Raw genomic sequence first — 18,269 nt, 5'->3', positions numbered from 1 at the left:
AGTAGCCGCGGTGTTCGCTGACGACCAGTCGGCGTTCCGCCCGGCCTCCAGCGGTGGGATCATCCTGATGCGAATTGTCGACTTGCAGCGGCCCGCTCACGCCAAGGGCGGTTTAGGTTATGGCGTGACGGTTGAGTACGCACAGAGGAGATATTCGCTCGTGACAGATGACTCGCCCGCACCGCACCCGAAGCCATCGGACGCGATAGATACGACTGTGCCGCACTCAGCGCGGATCTGGAACTATTGGCTGGGCGGTAAGGACAACTACGCCGTTGACCGGGCAGCCGGTGACAAGTATCGCCAGGCGTTTCCCGGTGTGGACGAGATCGCTCGGGCGTCCCGGCATTTCCTTACCCGCACCATCCGCTACCTGGCCGGCGAGGTCGGCATTCGGCAGTTCCTCGACATCGGCACGGGCTTGCCGACCGTCGACAACACCCACGAGATCGCGCAGCGGCTGGCCCCGGAATCACGGATCGTCTATGTGGACAACGATCCTCTGGTGTTGGTGCATGCCCGTGCGCTGCTGGACAGCACCCCTGAGGGCGCCAGCGACTACATCCATGCCGACCTACGCGAGCCGGACGAAATCCTTGACGCCGCGGCGAAGACGCTCGACTTCAGCCTGCCCACCGCTCTTATCCTCAGCGGGATTCTCGGCCATGTCCACGACACCGATGAGGCGAGGTCAATCGTCAAGCGGCTGCTCCGCGCGCTGCCCTCCGGTGGTTACCTGTCCATCAACGACGGCACCAGCGTCATCGGCGGCGAGGTGTACGAGCAGGCCCAGCAGGGCTACAACAAAAGTGGCGCGGTACCGTACAACCTCCGCACCCCCGAAGAGATCGCAAGTTTCTTCGAAGGACTGGAACTCGTGGAGCCCGGTGTTGTTTCGTGCCCGCTGTGGCGGCCGGACCGGCAATCGAGCGATGACCCGCCGGCCGCAGTCGACGCGTTCGGCGGCGTCGGACGAAAGCTGTGAGGCGCTGACCGCCTGCCCGATCGGACTGCGAAGGTGTTCGGGGCGACGCCCCGCCGTGCCGGAGCAGCGGGGCGCCGGCCCCTCGAAGGTCGTGTCCTTGAGGGATGTGTCAGTCGCGGAGCACTGCCAGATCGAGCCGGCGCGATCGTCGCCGGGCACCGGACCGATCGGGCAGTCGTCCGGCTACGTCACTACGCGGAACCGTAGGTGCGTGACCGCGTCGGATGCGATCACTTGCGTGCGCTCCAGTTCGATGGGGCTAAGACCTTCCAGCAGGCTGGTTCCGCCGCCCAGCAGTACCGGCACCAGGTTGATCTGCAACTCATCCAACAGCCCGGCATCCAGGAACTGCCGCCCCGTCTGTGCGCCCATCAAGACCACGTCCTTGTCGCCGGCCACGGCCTGGGCGGACTTGAGGCTGCTTTCGATGCCTTCGGTGACGAAGGTGAAGGTTCCGCTCTTCATGACGAGCTCACCGCGGGCCCGGTGGGTGAGTACGAAGGTCGGCGCCGGATATGGCGTGTCCTGCCAATGGGGCAAGCCGACGTCGAACGTGCGCCTGCCGACCACGACCGCGCCCACGGAGGCGTACGTCGCCGCGATGACCTCCTTGTCCCGCGGGTCGGGACGGTCGGTGAACATCCACTCATGCAGCCGCATGCCGCCCTTACCCATCGGCTGCTCCACGCTGATATCGGGACCGGCGACGAAACCGTCCAACGACATGCTCATGTACAGCACCACAGTGCCCATCGATGCCTCCTGAACCGTCCTCAGACCGGTCCGCCTTCACATACTCACCCGCGCAGAGCCCATGTGACATCGCGCCCGCGTGATGACCGTCTTGGCCCAATAGCCGTCGCGTCACCGTAGCGTTGGCCGCCGACACTTCCCGGTGCCGTCGGACCGCGTCATGACCGAACACCGAAAATGCTCTAGGGATGTGTCAAATCGTGGAGGACCGTGAGGTCGATTGGGATCGCCGCCCACTGACCGACACGAGCCGTTGATCGGATCGTGCACCCTCGCCGGTGCAGGTGGCACGCGTAGCGATCAGTTAGCGGTCGATGGCCTCCTCGGGTGAGCCCCGGTCAGGACGCGAGGAGCTGAGACACCCGTTGATGCGACCCGCGTGCTATCGGGCCGACACTGGCCCCCACCCTGTCGTGATCTTGCGGTTGTTCGCGGCCCTGCTGGCGTCGGGGTGCGAACAACCGCAAGACCACGGGGGGCAGCAGCATTGAGCCTTAGTGAGTGTTTGACAGGCGTGCCGGACGGCGTGTCCGTCGGGCAAGTCGATCTTTGGTCGAGGGTTCCTGTGTGGAGCGGACGCGGACTTATGACTCGGACCAGACCCTGCGCGGCATACACCCTGGCAGTTACAGGGCAGTCGCGGTCTCTTCCAGGATGCTGGCAAGTGCGCCGTAGTCGACGGTTTGCCCTTCTCTGATGTCGACGGCTTTGCGTTCACCGTTGCCCAATGCCCGAAGAAGCCCCTTGACCTCCGGAATGTCCGTTGCGTTGAACACCATGAACGAGACCTTGTCCTTGGCCACCGCGATGACAGCCGCGTAGTGCCCGTTCTTGAGGTAGTGCGGCTTGCCGTACTGGAGCCGCTCCTCGACATCTGGAATGGTCTGGCCGACCATCGCACGTAGTTTCTCGCACACATCGATCTGCCACGGCTGTGCCTTGTTGATGTACTGGGTGACATCGTCACTCATGGTGTTCTCCTTCACGTCGTTGCCAAAATGATGGTCTATATCTAGACCGATGCACGTCGACTAGCTGGGTCTCGTCGTAGATAACGAAATAATTCGTCAGGATACGGGCGGCTCGTCTCAGGGGTGCGTGGGGCGGTAGGTCAGGACGACGACGCCCGATGTGAAAGTGGTGCTGTCGACGAGTTCGACGGTGCTGGCGCTCTCGGGGCGGAAGAGGGCCTCGCCGCCGCCCTTGATGACGGGGTAGATCCAGACCTTGTACTCGTCCAGGAGCCCGTGCTTGGCCAGATCGTCGGTGAGTCGGCCATTGCCCCAGATGAGGATGTCCTTGCCGTCTTCGGATTTCAGCGCGGTCACAGCTTCGACGAGCTTGTCGCCCGGGATGATGTGGGAGTTGTCCCACGCGGCCGGCTTTTCGAGGGTCGAGGACACGGCGTACTTGGCGATGCTGTTGACGTGGTCGGCGTAGAGGTTGCCGCCCATGGCCGGCCATGCCTGGGCCATGCCTTCGTAGGTGACGCGGCCGAGCAGAAGCGCGTCGCACCCGAGCGTGAGGTTCAGGGCGTACGCCATGGCGTCCTCGCTGTTGTGCTGCATGGACCACAGGTGCGGGTTGTCGATGAACCCATCGAGGGTGGCGTATGTCGAAGCGATGATCTTGCGCATTTTGGGCTTCCCCTTCTTGTGGCCGTGGCGATCAACTGATGAGGACTGTATAGTCAAGCATCGTGACAGTCAAGCTTCGTGACTAAACTGGAGGGCTCATGGGTGACGACCGGCCGGAACCGGACGTGGGCATGCTGACGGGCACGTTCATGCGTGCTGTTCAGGACGAGCTGTTCGAGACCCTGGCCAAACAGGGACATCCGGACGTGCGGCCGCGCCACGGTTCGGTGCTGGCCTTCCTGGATCGCGACGGGGCTCGGGCGACCGAGTTGTCCCAGCGATCGGGCCAGCACAAGCAGATTGTCGGCACGATTGTCGACGAACTCGTCCAACTCGGTTACGTCTCACGGGAGCCCGATCCCCGTGACCGCCGAGCCAAACTCGTCGTCCCCACCGCCTACGGCCTTGACGAGATCACGCGAGCCCGCGCCATCCTTGCGGCGATTGAGCGCCGCCATGAGCAGGCGCTCGGCGCAGAGGAATACACCAGCTTCAAGGCGGCGCTACAGCGGATCACACGCCTGCAGCGGCAGTGGCGCGACGTCCGTAGGGCGCAACCCAAGGAGTAGAAATCCAGCGGCTCGCGCCACACCGGCGCGGGACCGATGCCATCCATGACGCTGTCTGAGCGACGATCTTCGACGCTGTCTGGTGTACCTGGCCACACCACCAAGAGACGACGGAGGTCACGTGAGTTGACGGTCTTGATCGAACAGACCTGGCACGTACAGCAGCGAATTGCCGCCCAAGGATGGGAGTGAGGTACCGGTGTCGCCGGATCTCCTGGTAGCTCAGCGTCGACTGGGCGGCGAGCGGATGTCCGGCCCGGACGGTGGCCACGACCGGAACGTCAGCCTGTCGCGTCATACCCGGGACGCCGAGCTCGTCGGACGGTCGGGGATGTCGTGGTGGCCATGGCGCGCGCGATCCTTGATTTCCGCGGTCGTGGACCGGCCGGGCGGCGGTGGCGCCCGGTTCAGGTCGTGAGCGCGGGCGCGAGACCGAACGTCGGCACCAGGCTCGGGTCGTTGAACGCCGTGATGCGGCTGATCCGGGGCCCGATCAGGGTCAGGACCTGGACGCCGTGCGCCTCGCACCGGCCGTCGCCTGCGCGCTCGTATGCGAGGAGGGCGGCCTGGCCGTTGGCGCGGGTGGGCACCATCCGCCACAGCTCCTTGCGTAGTACCCGACCGGCCAGGAACCCGACGACGGCCTGCCGGCCGGTGAACCAGGTCGGGATCGGCGGCATCTCCAGCTCGACGTCGGCCCGCAGCAGCTTCACCAGCGCGTCGGGGTCGGCCCGGGTGAACGCGTCGACGTAGGCGTCGAGGAGGGCTCTTCGGGTTTCCTCGTCCGGCTCGGCCAGGTCGTCCTCGACCGGCCCGGCTTCGGCCAGATGGGCCCGGGCGCGCCGGAGCGCGCTGTCGACGGCGGCGGTCGTCGTGTCCAGCATCTCGGCGACCTCGGCCGTCCGGAACGCCAGCACGTCGCGCAACGTCAGTACGGCCCGCTGTCGCGCGGGCAGGAACTGGAGTGCGGCGATGAAAGCGAGCCGCACTCCAGTCCTCCCGGCCACGATCGCCGCCGGGTCGCCGGCGCCGAACAGCGCGTCGGGCGCCGGTTGGAGCCACGCCACCGACGGCTCGTGGGGAGCCATGGCCACCCGGTGATCGTCCGAAGGTGCGCCCAATCCCGACGGAAGTGGCCGCCGGGAGCGGCTGCGGAAGCAGCGTGACGAACCGGATGTCCAGCCCGGCCCGCTCCGACTCGTCGGCCGCGTACCCGCGTATGTACCGAATGGCGGCCTTGGCGCTCGCGTATCCGCCGCTGAGCGGGGATCCGCCCAGGACGGCTCCGCTGGACATCGCGACGACCACACTGCCCGGAGCCAGCGGTTCCCGCAGCGCCGCCCGGGTCCAGGTGAAGACGTGCCGGGTGTCGGCGTGCCAGTTGCGGCTGAAGGTCTCCCAGGTCTGCTCGTGCACGGGCGCCATGTGCGGCGTGGCCCCGGCGTTGAGGACGAGCAGTCCTGGACGGTGTTCGCGGATCACGTTCTGCGCGAGAGCTTCGTCGGTGGCATCGGCGGCGACGGGTGTGAAGCCCTCGCCGAGTTCGTCGCGTACGGCGAGCAGCCTCTGCTCGTCGCGGGCGATGCCGACGACGCTGGTGCCCGTGGTGACGAGCGCGGCGGCGATCGCGCGCCCGAAGCCGCGGCCGGCACCGGTGACAACGGCGGTCTGGAAGAGATCGGACATCGGACACTCCGGAGTGGTGGTCGGGTTCGGTCCGCATCAAGACCAGCGGCCGGAGGAGAATCCGTCGCTTCGGCCGAAAGCGAGGGAGTGATGTCGGTCATAGGAGCTCGGCCACTTCCTGTCCGGCCGGGACCCGCGCGATCCCGAGGTCCCCGAGGCGCGAATCCGCGATTAGGAGCGGATCAGGGCCGTACCTCGCGACGGCTGTCGACCCCGGTGCCGTAGGCGGGATCGCGGCCGGGGACGTGAACTTCCCAAGTGGCCGCGTGTGCGCGGTAGAGCCGCAGGCCGGCGTCGCCGCTCAACTCGTCCGGCCGGAACCGTACGGCGCCCGGATCGACGTTGGCGAACGCCTCGGCGCAGCTGCGCGGCAGTTCGTCGTCGGCGACGATCGAGGCGGTGGCGCCGACGTAGACGGCACGCCCACTGCCGATCTCGGCGGTGGAGTCGAAGATGACGATGGCGACCTCTGGCCGGGCGGCGACATTGCGGGAGTGCTGCGCGTTGGGTGAGGAGACCCAGTAGAAGGTCTGGTAGCCGACATGGGTGAAGTACACGGGCGACACTCGCGGCCGGTGGTCGGGCTCGGTCGTACCCAGGGTGAGATAGCGGTTCGTGTCGATGACGCTCCGCGCCATCTCATCCAGATCGTCGGGCAGGTTCATCTTGCGGCTCCCTGATTCGACCGGATACGGCGCCAGTTCGCGATCAGGCCGGAGCCTAGCCGCCCAGGTGCGAATCGCCTCTCTGGAGGACGCCGAAAGGAAATCGCACCCAAGAGGGCATCTATGTGCGGACGAGCAGGCCGGCGAGCGTGGCCTGAAGGATGTCGCCGTACATGGCGGTGAAGTCCACCCGGGACGCCGCGAGCCGGGGGTCGGCCGTGGCCCGCGGACCGGTCTATCTGGATCGTGGAGTCCGAGCCGATGTAGCCGAGAGGAGTCGGCTACAGTCGGCGTTCCGCCCGGCCTCCAGCAGCGGTAACGGCGGCGGCACGGGCTAGCTTTGCGGCGTTAACCTTAGCCACAGCTCTTTATACCTCCGACTCGGGTTCGCCCGTATTGGGCGAACGTTGGGGTTATTCAGATGTTGATAGTTGGGAGTCAGTGCGTGGCAGTTGGGACAGAGGAGCCGCACCTCGTCCGGGCGGTTCCTGGTTCGATCTCCGGTGATGTGGTCCACGTGAAGCGGCACCCGGCCCGACACAGGGTTGACCTTGTCCCAACCGCATCCCTCGCAGCGCTGGCCGCGCAGGTGGACCAGGGCGTGACGAACCCGCCAGTCGGGGCGACCTTCCGTGGTGCCGCTGATCTCTCCTGACTGCCAGCCCTTGACCCATTTCAGGAAGCGACTCTCGCTCTCGTAGCGGTCTTCGTCGTAGCACTTCCATGAGCAGTAGGGGCCCCTGGAGCGCAAGGGGCGGTCGGTGGTTCCGCATCGCCTGCAAGGGCCGTACTTCTCGACCAGTGCAGCGAGTGCCTGTTCCCGCCGCGTCTTGTCTGCGCACGCACGGCTACAGTGCTTCGCGCGGCGGGTCGGGATGGGCTCCCCGCACTGGGGGCATGGAGGCTTTGGCTTCCGGATAGCTGCCGCCCTTTTTTCTGCTGTTCCACGTAGGGAGCATTTCTGTGAGCAGAAACGGGGGTTGGAAGTAGACGTACCGCAGTGGTCGCATGGATGTGCTTGCACTATTAAATTCTAGCCTCAACTCAGAGCAAAGTATCGGATCTCGTTCGCTTGTTCCGTTTTATTCACAGTAGAAAAAGCTCGCCCTTGGCGTCGCGCGTACCCAGGAGCGCCTTCGCACGTACGGCCGGACGGCCGGGACTTGGACTTCACGGCCGCCCGGTCGCGGGCGCGGTTGAACTTCGCCATAACGCAGGGGCTCCTTCCTGAGGGTGGGGAGGAGCCCGAGACTTCGCGGTGGTGCCCGAGATCAGTAGTCGGCTACGGAGACGAAAGTGACCCGGGCCGCTGGTCGACGCCGACCCAAGGGCCGGCGGCGGGATTCGAACCCGCGTCTCTCCTTTGCAGAGGAAGTATCCGTTGCCTGCGCACGGGGAGGGTGCTTATGTGAAGGTACGCATATCCGCCCGCGCGCATCTCATTTTTCGGCATTGTCAGTCAGAGGCGCCGGTGCAGGCCTTGAGCCCGACATGCCGGGTGATCACGGCGGGGGACCGCCGGCCATCACCAGGTTGACCAACGTCCCTGGGCAGTACGTCTAGGTGACGGCGATGGCGGGAGCGACGCGCGCGGATCCGATGCCACGGTCGGGCTTGCCGAGACGATCAGGTCACCGGCTCGGTCGTGTCCACCCCGGTCCCCATGGTCAGCTACTGCGCGAAACGCGCAAGAAGTATTCACAATGCGCGTAACGCGCAGTACTGTGTGGAAGCCCGTGCGCCGAGAGGGTGTTATGGGTGGATTCGTCCCCGCTGTGCGTAGAGGCGTCGGCGAGACAGGGAGTGTGCGGTGCAAGTTCCGATCAAGAAGAGCCTGGACAGGATCCCGGGCGGGATGATGATCGTCCCGTTGCTGTTCGGTGCCGTCCTGCACACGCTGTTCCCCACCGCCGGAACCTACTTCGGGTCCTTCACAGGTGCACTGTTCAGCGGCTCCCTGACGATCCTCGCCGTGTTCTACGTGTGCATGGGCGCGAGCATCGATGTACGGGCCACGCCGTACATCCTGAAGAAGGGCGGCGCGCTGTTCGGCGCCAAGGTGCTCACTTCGATCATCGTCGGGGTGATCCTCGGCCGGTTCCTCGGAGAGGCGCCGATCGATTCCGGCTTCTTCATCGGACTGTCGACGCTGGCGGTGGTCGCGGCGATGAACGACACCAACGGCGGCCTGTACATGGCGCTGATGGGCCAGTTCGGGAAGCCCAAGGACGTCGCCGCGTACTCGGTCATGACCATCGAGTCGGGCCCGTTCCTGACCATGGTGACGCTCGGTGTCGCCGGGCTGTCCGCCTTCCCTTGGCAGACCCTGGTCGGAGCGCTGCTGCCGCTGCTGATCGGAGCGATCCTCGGCAACCTCGACCGTGACCTGCGCGCCTGGCTGGGTGGGGTGACGCCGGTGCTCATCCCGTTCTTCGCCTTCGCGCTCGGTGCGAGCATCAGCCTGACGAGCGTCTGGAAGGCCGGGCTGCTGGGACTTGGCTTGGGCGTGGCGGTCGTCGTGTTCAGTGGCACGATCCTGTTCTTCGCCGACCGGATGACCGGCGGGACCGGCGTGGCCGGTCTGGCGGCGGCCTCCACGGCCGGCAACGCGGCCGCGGTGCCCGCGATCGTGGCCAGCGCGAACCCGGCGTACCAGGAGGCGGCCGTGCACGCGACCGTGCTCGTCGCGGCCTCGGTCGTGGTGACGGCGATCCTGGTCCCGATCGTGACCGCATGGTGGGCGCATCGGGTGGACGGACGGGAACAGGCGGAGGGCGGGTCCACGGCGAACGTCGAGAAGACCGCGTGACGGAGACCGAGATGGAGATCATGACCGGTGCCGGCGCCAGGATCGTGATCGTGGCCGACGACCTCAGTGGGGCCGCCGACAGTGCGGTCGCGTTCGCGGGCCGGGCGAGAACAGCGGTGTCGGTGGACCCGGCCGCCGGATGGCCGGACGCGACGGTGGTCGCGGTGGACACCGACAGCCGGTACGCGCCCGTCGATGTCGCCCAGGCTCGGGTCGGCGCCGTCGCAGTGCAAGCCGCGGCCGTGGGTGCTCGCGTGATGAAGAAGATCGATTCGACGCTGCGCGGGAACGTGGCCGCCGAGATCGCCGCTGCGGCCAAGGCCGTGGGCGCGGCGCAGAAGGGCTCTCGCCGACCCGGGCTGGCTGTGATCGCTGCGGCCTTCCCCGCCACCGGCCGTACCACCCGCGGGGGTGTCGTCCACGTGGCGGGACGGCCGCTGGCCGATCGACGGCACGGGGGCGACATCGGCGCGTTGCTCGCCGAGGCGGGACTGACATCCGAGGGGTTCGGCCTCGATGTCGTCCGGAAACCCGCGACACTGCGTGCGCGTATCGCGCAGGCTTACACGGAGGGCCTGGACGCGGTCGTCTGCGACAGCGATACCGACGCGGATCTGGCCGCTGTCGTGGCGGCCGCTGAAGATACCCCACATCCCGTCCTGCTGGTCGGGTCGGGCGGCATCACAGCGGCGATGGCGGCCGCCGCGAGTGATGTGGGCGGCGGCGCGGACGGCACCCCCGTGTCTGGCGGCGGGCCGTTGGCGAGCGCTCCGGCGGTGCTCCCCGGACCGTCGCTCGCCGTCGTCGGCAGCTACTCGGACCTGGCCCGTGCGCAACGTGCAGCGCTCGTGGCGGCCGGCTGGACACCGGTGGTCGTCTCTCCGGGAGCCGGGGACGTGGGGGACGTGCGCGCCGCGGCGATGGCCGTGCGCGCGGGACTGGCCACCGGCGACGTCGTCCTTTCCCCCGATCCGGACGCTCCTGTCGACCGTGGCCAGGCCCTCTCCACGGCGCGGGCGCTGGGTGCCGTGGCGGTCGCCGCCCTCGACGGCGCCACCGGCACCACCGGCACCACGGCCGGCGATACCACGACCGTGTCCGTCATCGCGGTGACCGGCGGTGAGACCGCCCGCGCCGTACTGGCCGAGTGGGGCGCCACCGAGATACGGCTGATCGGTGAGTTGGAGCCTGGCGTCGTGGCCGGGCGACTGGACGGGACGAAGGCACTGCTCGTCACCAAGGCCGGCGCGTTCGGTGACCCGTACACGCTGGTCCGCGTCCTGCGGGCGGTACGAGGGGTGGCTCGGACACGCGCAGGCGCATAGCGGGGCAGCACCACACAGATGAGAACACGTAGACAGCGAACAGAGGGAGGCGTGATGGAACGCCCGATCGTCGGGATCACCATGGGGGACGCGGCGGGCGTCGGACCGGAGATCATAGTCAAGGCGCTCACCGTGCCCGAGGTGTACAAGAGCAGCCGTCCGCTGGTCATCGGCGACGCAGACCGTCTGCGGCGGGCCGCCGCGATCGTCGGGGCGGGGGTGGAGATCGGCGTCGTGAACGGCCCGGAGGACGCCGGCTTCACATTCGGCGTCATCGACTGCGTCGACCTCGACTGCGTACCGGCGGATCTGCCGTTCGGTGAGCTGAGCGCCCAGGCGGGTGAGGGCGCCTACCGCTTCATCGAGCGAGCCGTGGCGCTCGCGGTCGAGCGCCGTATCGATGCCATCTGCACCGCACCGCTCAACAAGGAGGCCCTGCACGCCGCCGGCCACCGCTATCCCGGGCACACCGAGCTGCTGGCCGAGCTCACCGGCACCGACGAGGTGTCGATGATGCTCAGCGCTCCAAAGCTGCGCGTCATCCATGTGACCACGCACATCGGCCTGGTCGACGCGGTGCGGCGTATCGAAGCCGGGCTCGTCGAGCGCACGGTGCGACGGGGTCATGCCACGCTCATCAAGGCCGGCATCGACGCCCCCCGGATCGCCGTGTGCGGTATCAACCCGCACGCCGGCGAGAACGGCCTGTTCGGGCACGGTGAGGAAGAGGAGAAGGTCGTACCGGCCATCGAACGGCTGCGCGCGGACGGGATCGACGCTCAAGGGCCGCTGCCCGCCGACACCGTGTTCTTCCGGGCCGTGCGCGGCGACTTCGACCTGGTCGTCGCGATGTATCACGATCAGGGCCACGGGCCGGTCAAGGTCATGGGCCTGGAGGCAGGCGTGAACATCACCGTCGGCCTGCCGGTCATCCGTACCAGCGTCGATCACGGCACCGCGTTCGACATCGCCGGTACCGGACGCGCCGACCACGCCAGTTTGCTGGAAGCGATTCGACAGGCCGTCGAACTCGCCCCGGAGCGCGTGGACGACGGTGGACGCGGACAATAGGTACGTGAGATCCGAGGAACGCCGCGCCCGCATCCGGAACCTACTGCGCGCGCGGCCGGTCACGGTCGAGGAGATGGCCGCGCTTTTCGACGTCTCTCCTTCGACCGTCCGGCGGGACCTGGCCGTGCTGAGCGACACCGGCGCGGTCGTGCGTACGTACGGCGGAGCGCTTTCGGCGGCGCCCGGTGAGGAGCCGGTGCACGAGCGTGAAAAGCTCGCGCTGACGCAGAAGGCCGCGATCGCCAAGGTGGCGGAGGGCAACATCCGCCGCGGAGACCTGCTGCTTCTCGACGCGGGTACGACCGTCGGGGCACTGGCGGCACGCCTGGCCTCATGGAACGGGATCACCGTGGTCACGAACGGTCTCACCACGCTGGCGGCACTGGCCGACAGCGACGGCGTCGAACTGATCGCCCTCGGCGGGGCCGTACGGCATATCAGCCTCGGGATGATCGGTCCCATCGCGGAGAACGCGCTGCGCGGCATCACCGCCGACGCGGTCTTTCTCGGCGCCGACGGAGTCGTGGCCGGCCGTGGAGTCTGCGAGGGCACCGCGGAGCAGGCGGCCTTGAAGAGACTCATGGTCGAGCAGGCGCGCGAGATCTATGTACTGGCCGACTCGACCAAGCTCGGGCGGGCCGACAGCCACTGGTGGACGGTACTCGAGCGGCCCTGGACGTTGATCACTGACGAGGACGCCACGCCGGACCAGCTCGCCGCGTTCCAGAACCGGCCCGAAATCTCAGTGTCCATCGCCGTCCCGTAACGGCTTGCATCGCGGCTGTGTTTCCTGAGATCGCGCCGCTCGCCCGTACGGCCACGCGTCTTCATCCCTGGAGAAGGTCGGCGAGTCGGCCGGACGGCCACCGATCCGGCCGCGGACGCGGGCGGCGGCCAGCCCCTCGTGATAGGCGTAGCGCCCCACGATGTGGAGAGGTTTCGACTACTTCCCGCGGAGAGATTCCGGGCTGCGGGCTCGGGCATGGTGGTCGACGATGCGGGTCAGCAGCCGGATGAGTTCCTCGCGTTCAGTGTGCGAGAGCGGGGCGCACAGGTCCTCTTGAATCTGAGCCAATACGCCGTCGAGGTGTGAGAGGCGATGACCCCCTTCGGGGGTGATTGTGATGATGTTCCGCCTGCGGTCGGTGGGGTCTGGTGAGCGCTCGATCAGCTTCTTGTCGGCCAGTTCGTTCAGTGCTGCGACGACATCGCTGCGGTCGATGCCCGTGCGGCGGCCCAGCTCGGCCTGGCTGGCGGGACCGAACTCCGCCAGTGCGGCCAGCAGCCGGTAGTGGTAGCCGCGGGCATCGGCAGCGGCGAACCGTTCGGTCACCAGGCGATGGCTGTGCGCGGAGACCTGGTTGATCAGCCAGCTCGGCACGCGCTTGAGACGCCTGGGTGGCGCTTGGTCGCCCGTCATCATGGCCGTCAGCCTACCGACTTGTTGGTTGAGCCCACGAATGTTCTATGATTGGCCAAGCCAACGTTGGCGCTACCAATGATATGGGGAGGCCATGGATCACGTCGACCGTCATGAGCTCACCGACCTCGTAGCCCGCCTCGGGCGCTTGTTGGACGAAAAGCGCTTCGGGGAGGTGCGAACCGTCTTCACCGAAGACGCCTCGGTCGCCACTGCCAGCGGTGCAGTACAGGGAATCGATGCCCTCGTTGAGAAGGCTCGCAGGATCCGCCCGCCCGGCGTGTTCACCCAGAGCTTCATCACCAACCCCCTCATCGACGTGGACGGTGACACAGCCACGATCACCGCCAACCTGCTCGCCGTCTTCGTCGGCCGGCCCGAAGGGCGAGGGCGATTGTTCGCCGAGCGCTACCACCTGACCGCCGCCCGCACCCCGCAAGGATGGCGGATCTCCCGGGTAGAAGGCGTACCCCTGTGGGAGGCCACCTTGCCCGAGGTCACCCCCTTCCACCCGGACGTCGTCCCCCACCCGGACGTCGCCCCCCAAGCGGACATGGACACCACGGCAGATCGTTCGCGGAGCAAACGTTAGTCGTCCGAACATTTGGACGCCGAATGAATCCCCTGGAGTTAAGACCATGATCAAACCGTTCCGCATCGACATCCCCCAGGCCGACCTCGACGACCTGACCGACCGGCTCTCCCGCACCCGTTGGCCTAACGAGGTCGCCGACGCCGGGTGGGACTACGGCTTCCCGCTGGCACGGCTCAAGGAACTGGCCGAATACTGGCGCACCGGCTACGACTGGCGCGAGCACGAGGCCAAGCTCAACGAGCTTCCGCACTTCACCACCGAGATCGAGGGCCAGAACATCCACTTCGTCCACGTCCGGTCTTCGAAGCCGGACGCGCTCGCGCTGATCCTCACCCACGGCTGGCCCGGTTCGTTCCTGGAGTTCCTCGACGTGATCGAGCCGCTGTCGCGCGACTTCCACCTGGTGATTCCGTCCATCCCGGGTTACGGCTTCTCCGGGCCGACCCACGAGCGCGGCTGGGATATCGTCCGGGTCGCGCGGGCCTGGGCTGAGCTGATGCGCCGTCTCGGGTACGAGCGCTATGGCGCGCAGGGTGGCGACTTCGGCTCGGGCATCTCAACGGCGCTCGGCGCGGTGGCACCCGAGCAGGTCGTCGGGGTGCACGTCAACTACCTGCCGACCCGGCCGGTCCCGGACGCCGACATTGAACTGTCCGAAACGGATGAAGCTCGGCTGGACAAGGTCAGGCAGCTGATGGCGAATCGGCCGCCGTACCAGGCTCTGCAGGCTCTCACCCCGCAGACCATCGGCTACGCGCTGACCGACTCGCCGGTCGGCCAGCTGGCCTGGATCGCCGAGCGCTTCGCACAGTGGACGGACCCTCGCTCGCAGATCAGTGACGAGCGGATGCTCACCGACATCTCGCTGTACTGGCTGACCGCTACCGCGGCTTCCTCGGCGCGGCTGCACCACGATGCTCCGCGGCGGATCGAGCCGTGCCCGGTACCGGTTGGCGTGGCGGTGTTCGCGCACGACATCACGCAGTCGGTGCGACCGCTGGCCGAGCGGCTGTACGACATCAGGCACTGGTCGGAGTTCGAGCGCGGCGGCCACTTCGCCGCGATGGAGGTGCCGGAGCTGCTCGCCGAGGACGTCCGGGACTTCTTCCTTACCCACATCAAGTACGACGACCGGGTCGCCACCCGATAGGAGAACACTGCTGGCCGCGGAAGCGCACAGCGGTGGCCGATCCCGTTGAAGCGACGGCCTCCAGGGGACGGCGGACTGCCCACCGCGCCCGGAGGCCGTCGCGTGAGGGTCAGTGCAGTTTGTACGACTTCGGCAGTCGCATGCCGCGCTCGGCCATGATCTCCCGGACGCGGTTCGGGTAGTCCGTGATGATGCCGTCGATGCCCATGTCCATCAGGGCCTCGATGGTGGCGGGGTCGTCGCAGGTCCACGGGACGACCTTGAGGCCACGCGCGTGCGCCGCCGACACCATCGCCTCATCGACATAGAAGCGGAAGCCCGGGTCGCCGATCTTTCCGTTCTGCGGGAAGCCGTACACCGGGGACAGTGCCGTGACGCCTCGGATGGAGGCGGCGGCCTTCACGAAGTCGCCGCCGAAGTCGTCGGCGTCGAGCCCGCCGAGCCACGGCGAGGCGCCGGGCTTGCCCACCTGGAGGAAGTCGTAGTTGGTCAGCGCCACCAGCGGCCAGGTCGGCGCGTGCCGGTGCATCTCCTTCAGCGCGCCCCAGTCGAAGGACTGGATGGTGACCTGGTCCTCGATCCCCGAGGCGTGGATCTCCTCGTACACCCGGCGGACGAACAGCTCGCGCGGCGCGGTCTGCTCCGGCGCGCCCGCCTCGACCTTGGTCTCGATGTTCAGCTTGACCTGCTTGGCGCGGTAGCTCTTGACGAGGTTCAGCACGTCCTTGAGCTCGACCATCCGGAAGCCGGGGATCACCTCCTGCTCGGGGTGATCGGCCGGCGGCTGGAATCCGCAGTCCATGGTCTTGATCTGGGCGAGGGTTAGGTCCTTGATGTACTTGCGGACGTACGGGTACATCGGGTCGCCGGGCGTGACCGGCGCGGTGTCGCGGCATTTCTGGGCGCTGACCTGCCGGTCGTGGGTGACGACGACCTTCTCATCCTTGGTGACCTGGGTATCCAGCTCCAGGGTGCTGACTCCCAGGCGCAGGGCCTTGGCGAAACCCTCCGGCGACTCCTCGGTGGTCAGGCCGAGGCCACCGCGGTGGGCCTGCAGGTCGAAGTGGGTCTTCTGGGGCAGCACCACGCCGGGCTTGTCGGCCGTCGAGGCGTAGCCGGAGGTTGGTGCGACGAGCGCCACGAGCGCGGGCACCACGGCCAGGCTCGCCAGCACACGGCTTACGGACATGAAGAAACCTCAGTTCCATTCGGTTCGCTTTGGCGCGACGACGTTAGTTCGCCGGCCGCCCCCGCCACGTGGCCTCGATGTGATGAGGTCGTGAACGTTCGCGGAACGTGGGCGCCGGCTACGGCGGACCGCAGCGGTTGCGGTACGGAGGCGAGCACCCCACGGTGCCGAAATGCTTGCAGCGCGGTGTCAGCAGGGGCGGAAGTCGGAGCCGATACGGTATGCCTCGACGTAGCGGGCGGCGCTCTGGTTCAGCTCGCCCGTCCACTGTGCCGCCAACCGATCGGCGAAGGTACGGCCGGATGAGACGATCTCGTCCAGCGGCGAGAGCAGGTCCAGGGTCTCCGGGCGTTCGAGGCCGCGCTTGATCCGCGCTTCCAGGCCCAGCCGGGACAGATCGAGGAGTTCGGCCGCCAGATCCCGCACCGAGTGTCCTGCCACCTTGGCGGCGAGGCCCACGCGAGAGACGTCTTCGACCAGTTCGAGCTGTTCGACCAGTGTCCGGCCCCGAGCGAGCTCCCACGCTGCGTCCCGAGACGCCGGATGGTAGGTGAGGCCGCTCCAGAATGCGGGGATCGCGCCGATGTACGGGTGGGGCGGCCCGTCGTCCAGCCGGACCTCGAGTGTCTCGCGCAGCCTCACGTGGGTGAAGACCTGTGAGAGCTGCATGTGCCAGTCGTTCTCGGTAAGCGCGTTGCCGTCGTCGAAGCCGTGCTCCAGAAGTTCCCCGAGGGGAACGTCGGGAGCATTCGTGTACCCCTCGGGCGTGCGCCGGTAGACCAGGGGCAGCGAGAGCAGCCACCGTGTCCAGTCATGGGCGGAGATGGACTCGGACATCGCGAACGGTGGATACCCGAACCGGCTCGGGTCCTCGCCGAGCAGCAGCCGCATTCGCTCGGAGAGTCCGCCGGTGAGCCGACCGCCGGCAAGGGGTGAGTTCACGAACATGGCGGCTGCGATGGGCAGTGCGGCCATCTGCATGCGGAGCTTGCGGTTCAGGTCTTCTTCCGACAGGTAGTCGAACGTCGCCTGCGTGGAGATCGCGAGAGCGGACATGCCCATACTCGCCTGGCCGAACGTTCCGGTTCTGGAGTAGTGCTCCAGCATCAGCCGGTTGCGGGTCGTCGGAACCCAGTGCGGGTCCCGCAGATCGTCGAACGGCAGGAAGGCACCGTTGAGCAGAGCGACGTCGTGGTCCGAGGCGACCTCGGCGAGCCGCTTCAGGGCTTCAAGTGCTTGCGTGACCACGCCGTGGACGTCGGCCGCCGGCGCCGACGCGTACTCGATCGCGCCGCCCGGCTCCAGGCAGAGCCTCGCTCCGCCGGGCAGCAGAGCACCGGTGAGCAACCCGTCTTCGAACGACGGCACGCCGTCCAGTGCCAAGCACGCGCTCTGCAGGACGTCACGGATGGCCTCATAGGGAACACACGATCCAGTGCCGGGCTCGACCGCTCCGCATTCGACCTCGATGCCGACTTTCTCAGCGTTGCTCGGCCGAAACGGCGTCGATAGATCGATCGCCGTCGGGTTTTTCACTCGTACTGGAGGTCGCATTGACCGGGAGCTCCATCTGCGGTAAGTGCTCGACCTTGCTGATCATATCCCGGAACTGCGCCCAAATGCCTCCTCGGGCGGGAACGGTGGCAGTGATCGCGTCCGCGTAGAGCGGGTCTCGAAGGCGAATCGCATGTGCGGCGGGGAGGTTCCAGAAGGGGATACCCGGAGAAAGGTGATGATCGAGATGATAGCCCTCGTTGTGGATGCCGAAAAAGTGCTTCGAAACGGCTCCTACGGCACGGTGCCTGGTCATTCTCACGTCGAGTGACCTCTCGGCCATGAGGGGGAAGTGCTCGAGCAACTCGATGTACCAGTTGACGAGCGGGAAGACGATCAGAAGCGGAACCAGCCAGTACACGAGGATCAGACGGCCGCCTCCCACCATGGTGGCCGCTGTGGCCACGGCGGCCACATAGGCGAGCACCCCCATGGACCGGTGCGTCACCAGCCGGCGATGGAGCAGTTCTCGGAGGACGGCCGGGGTCTGCGTGCCCACCAGGGGCGCGAGCAGGAATTTCACGACGAATCGTCGGCCGGAACGCCGTTGGTACAAGCCGGCCTGGACATGGGCGCGCAGGTCCGGATCCCTCTGTGGGTCCCCGAACAGGCCGTGATGGTCTCGGACGTGGGATCGCCGGTAGGCGGCGAAGGACTGCAAGATCAGGTAACCGGAAGGGTAGGTGCCGAGGAACCGGTTGAGCCTCCTGCTGCGGGCCAGAGTGCCATGTGCGGCCTCGTGCAGCAGAGTCGCGAGGGCTCGCTGGCGGGTCCCGATGACTGGTAATGCCACCAGTATGTAGAAGGCTGGGCTCTCGATGATCTCTGCGATGGTCACGGTCGCGACAATGACCGCCCAGT

At 67.1% G+C, this 18,269-nt stretch carries 16 protein-coding genes and 2 pseudogenes; 8 read left to right on the top strand and 10 right to left on the bottom strand.

The window, feature by feature from the left end:
* The first annotated feature begins 10 nt into the window (after positions 1 to 10).
* Complete coding sequence (locus HKK74_RS14050) at positions 11 to 985, top strand: SAM-dependent methyltransferase (protein WP_312881477.1); 975 nt, start codon at positions 11 to 13, stop codon at positions 983 to 985.
* Between the two features lie 183 nt (positions 986 to 1,168).
* Here the strand turns inward: HKK74_RS14050 and HKK74_RS14045 are convergent, their stop codons facing one another.
* The 3 genes from HKK74_RS14045 to HKK74_RS14035 form a co-directional block, all read right to left on the bottom strand.
* Positions 1,169 to 1,738, bottom strand: coding sequence for a dihydrofolate reductase family protein (locus tag HKK74_RS14045; RefSeq protein WP_187243638.1), 570 nt, complete (start codon positions 1,736 to 1,738; stop codon positions 1,169 to 1,171).
* Between the two features lie 626 nt (positions 1,739 to 2,364).
* Positions 2,365 to 2,709 (bottom strand): DUF1801 domain-containing protein, encoded by a 345-nt coding sequence (locus HKK74_RS14040; RefSeq protein WP_187243637.1) that lies wholly within the window; start codon positions 2,707 to 2,709, stop codon positions 2,365 to 2,367.
* 117 nt (positions 2,710 to 2,826) lie between these two features.
* A complete protein-coding gene (locus HKK74_RS14035) occupies positions 2,827 to 3,375 on the bottom strand; it encodes a dihydrofolate reductase family protein (protein WP_187243636.1) in 549 nt (182 codons plus the stop codon).
* Between the two features lie 98 nt (positions 3,376 to 3,473).
* Between HKK74_RS14035 and HKK74_RS14030 the strand changes: the two genes are divergently transcribed.
* Positions 3,474 to 3,944, top strand: coding sequence for a MarR family winged helix-turn-helix transcriptional regulator (locus HKK74_RS14030; RefSeq protein WP_187243635.1), 471 nt, complete (start codon positions 3,474 to 3,476; stop codon positions 3,942 to 3,944).
* Positions 3,945 to 4,351: 407 nt separating this feature from the next.
* Here HKK74_RS14030 and HKK74_RS39880 read toward each other — a convergent pair.
* The 3 genes and pseudogenes from HKK74_RS39880 to HKK74_RS14020 all read right to left on the bottom strand — a co-directional run.
* A pseudogene (locus HKK74_RS39880) lies at positions 4,352 to 5,089 on the bottom strand (RNA polymerase subunit sigma-70); the annotation flags it as partial.
* Between the two features lie 7 nt (positions 5,090 to 5,096).
* Positions 5,097 to 5,630, bottom strand: a pseudogene (locus HKK74_RS41875) (SDR family oxidoreductase); the annotation flags it as partial.
* A gap of 182 nt (positions 5,631 to 5,812) precedes the next feature.
* Positions 5,813 to 6,295 carry a pyridoxamine 5'-phosphate oxidase family protein gene (locus HKK74_RS14020; RefSeq protein ID WP_187243634.1) on the bottom strand — a complete coding sequence of 161 codons (483 nt, stop codon included), beginning with the start codon at positions 6,293 to 6,295 and terminating at the stop codon, positions 5,813 to 5,815.
* Between the two features lie 1,810 nt (positions 6,296 to 8,105).
* Between HKK74_RS14020 and HKK74_RS14015 the strand changes: the two genes are divergently transcribed.
* From HKK74_RS14015 to HKK74_RS14005, 4 genes are read left to right on the top strand one after another with little or no spacing between them, the layout of a single operon-like run.
* Positions 8,106 to 9,104 carry a 2-keto-3-deoxygluconate permease gene (locus tag HKK74_RS14015; RefSeq protein ID WP_187243633.1) on the top strand — a complete coding sequence of 333 codons (999 nt, stop codon included), beginning with the start codon at positions 8,106 to 8,108 and terminating at the stop codon, positions 9,102 to 9,104.
* On the top strand, positions 9,101 to 10,429 hold the full coding sequence (locus HKK74_RS39025; protein WP_222722256.1) for a four-carbon acid sugar kinase family protein: 1,329 nt from the start codon (positions 9,101 to 9,103) through the stop codon (positions 10,427 to 10,429). The genes HKK74_RS14015 and HKK74_RS39025 overlap by 4 nt, the downstream gene beginning before the upstream one ends.
* 54 nt (positions 10,430 to 10,483) lie before the next feature.
* Positions 10,484 to 11,500 (top strand): 4-hydroxythreonine-4-phosphate dehydrogenase PdxA, encoded by a 1,017-nt coding sequence (gene pdxA, locus HKK74_RS39020; RefSeq protein ID WP_222722255.1) that lies wholly within the window; start codon positions 10,484 to 10,486, stop codon positions 11,498 to 11,500.
* 4 nt (positions 11,501 to 11,504) lie between these two features.
* Positions 11,505 to 12,266: a DeoR/GlpR family DNA-binding transcription regulator gene (locus tag HKK74_RS14005; RefSeq protein WP_187243632.1), complete on the top strand. Its 762-nt coding sequence runs from the start codon at positions 11,505 to 11,507 to the stop codon at positions 12,264 to 12,266.
* Between the two features lie 177 nt (positions 12,267 to 12,443).
* On the opposite strand, the gene HKK74_RS14000 is transcribed toward HKK74_RS14005, so the two are convergent.
* Entirely contained in the window at positions 12,444 to 12,923 is a 480-nt protein-coding gene (locus HKK74_RS14000) for a MarR family winged helix-turn-helix transcriptional regulator (RefSeq protein ID WP_187243631.1), read from the bottom strand.
* 91 nt (positions 12,924 to 13,014) lie between these two features.
* On the opposite strand from HKK74_RS14000, the gene HKK74_RS13995 reads away from it, so the two are divergent.
* Positions 13,015 to 13,512, top strand: coding sequence for a nuclear transport factor 2 family protein (locus tag HKK74_RS13995; RefSeq protein WP_187243630.1), 498 nt, complete (start codon positions 13,015 to 13,017; stop codon positions 13,510 to 13,512).
* Positions 13,513 to 13,558: 46 nt separating this feature from the next.
* The gene (locus HKK74_RS13990) at positions 13,559 to 14,665 is read left to right on the top strand and encodes an epoxide hydrolase family protein (RefSeq protein WP_187243629.1); all 1,107 of its coding nucleotides are present in this window, start codon (positions 13,559 to 13,561) and stop codon (positions 14,663 to 14,665) included.
* Positions 14,666 to 14,774: 109 nt separating this feature from the next.
* On the opposite strand, the gene HKK74_RS13985 is transcribed toward HKK74_RS13990, so the two are convergent.
* The 3 genes from HKK74_RS13985 to HKK74_RS13975 form a co-directional block, all read right to left on the bottom strand.
* Positions 14,775 to 15,854, bottom strand: coding sequence for a glycerophosphodiester phosphodiesterase family protein (locus tag HKK74_RS13985; RefSeq protein WP_187243628.1), 1,080 nt, complete (start codon positions 15,852 to 15,854; stop codon positions 14,775 to 14,777).
* A 189-nt stretch (positions 15,855 to 16,043) separates the two neighbouring features.
* On the bottom strand, positions 16,044 to 17,408 hold the full coding sequence (locus HKK74_RS13980; RefSeq protein WP_486303390.1) for a glutamate-cysteine ligase family protein: 1,365 nt from the start codon (positions 17,406 to 17,408) through the stop codon (positions 16,044 to 16,046).
* Positions 17,335 to 18,246, bottom strand: coding sequence for a fatty acid desaturase family protein (locus HKK74_RS13975; protein ID WP_222722254.1), 912 nt, complete (start codon positions 18,244 to 18,246; stop codon positions 17,335 to 17,337). The genes HKK74_RS13980 and HKK74_RS13975 overlap by 74 nt, the downstream gene beginning before the upstream one ends.
* Positions 18,247 to 18,269 lie beyond the last annotated feature (23 nt).

Origin of the sequence: Actinomadura alba, from assembly GCF_014323705.1 — a bacterium.
In the GTDB taxonomy this organism is placed as follows: domain Bacteria; phylum Actinomycetota; class Actinomycetes; order Streptosporangiales; family Streptosporangiaceae; genus Actinomadura_C; species Actinomadura_C alba.
The sequence above is the reverse complement of the archived record's forward strand: the minus strand, read 5'-3'. Positions and strand labels throughout refer to the sequence as shown.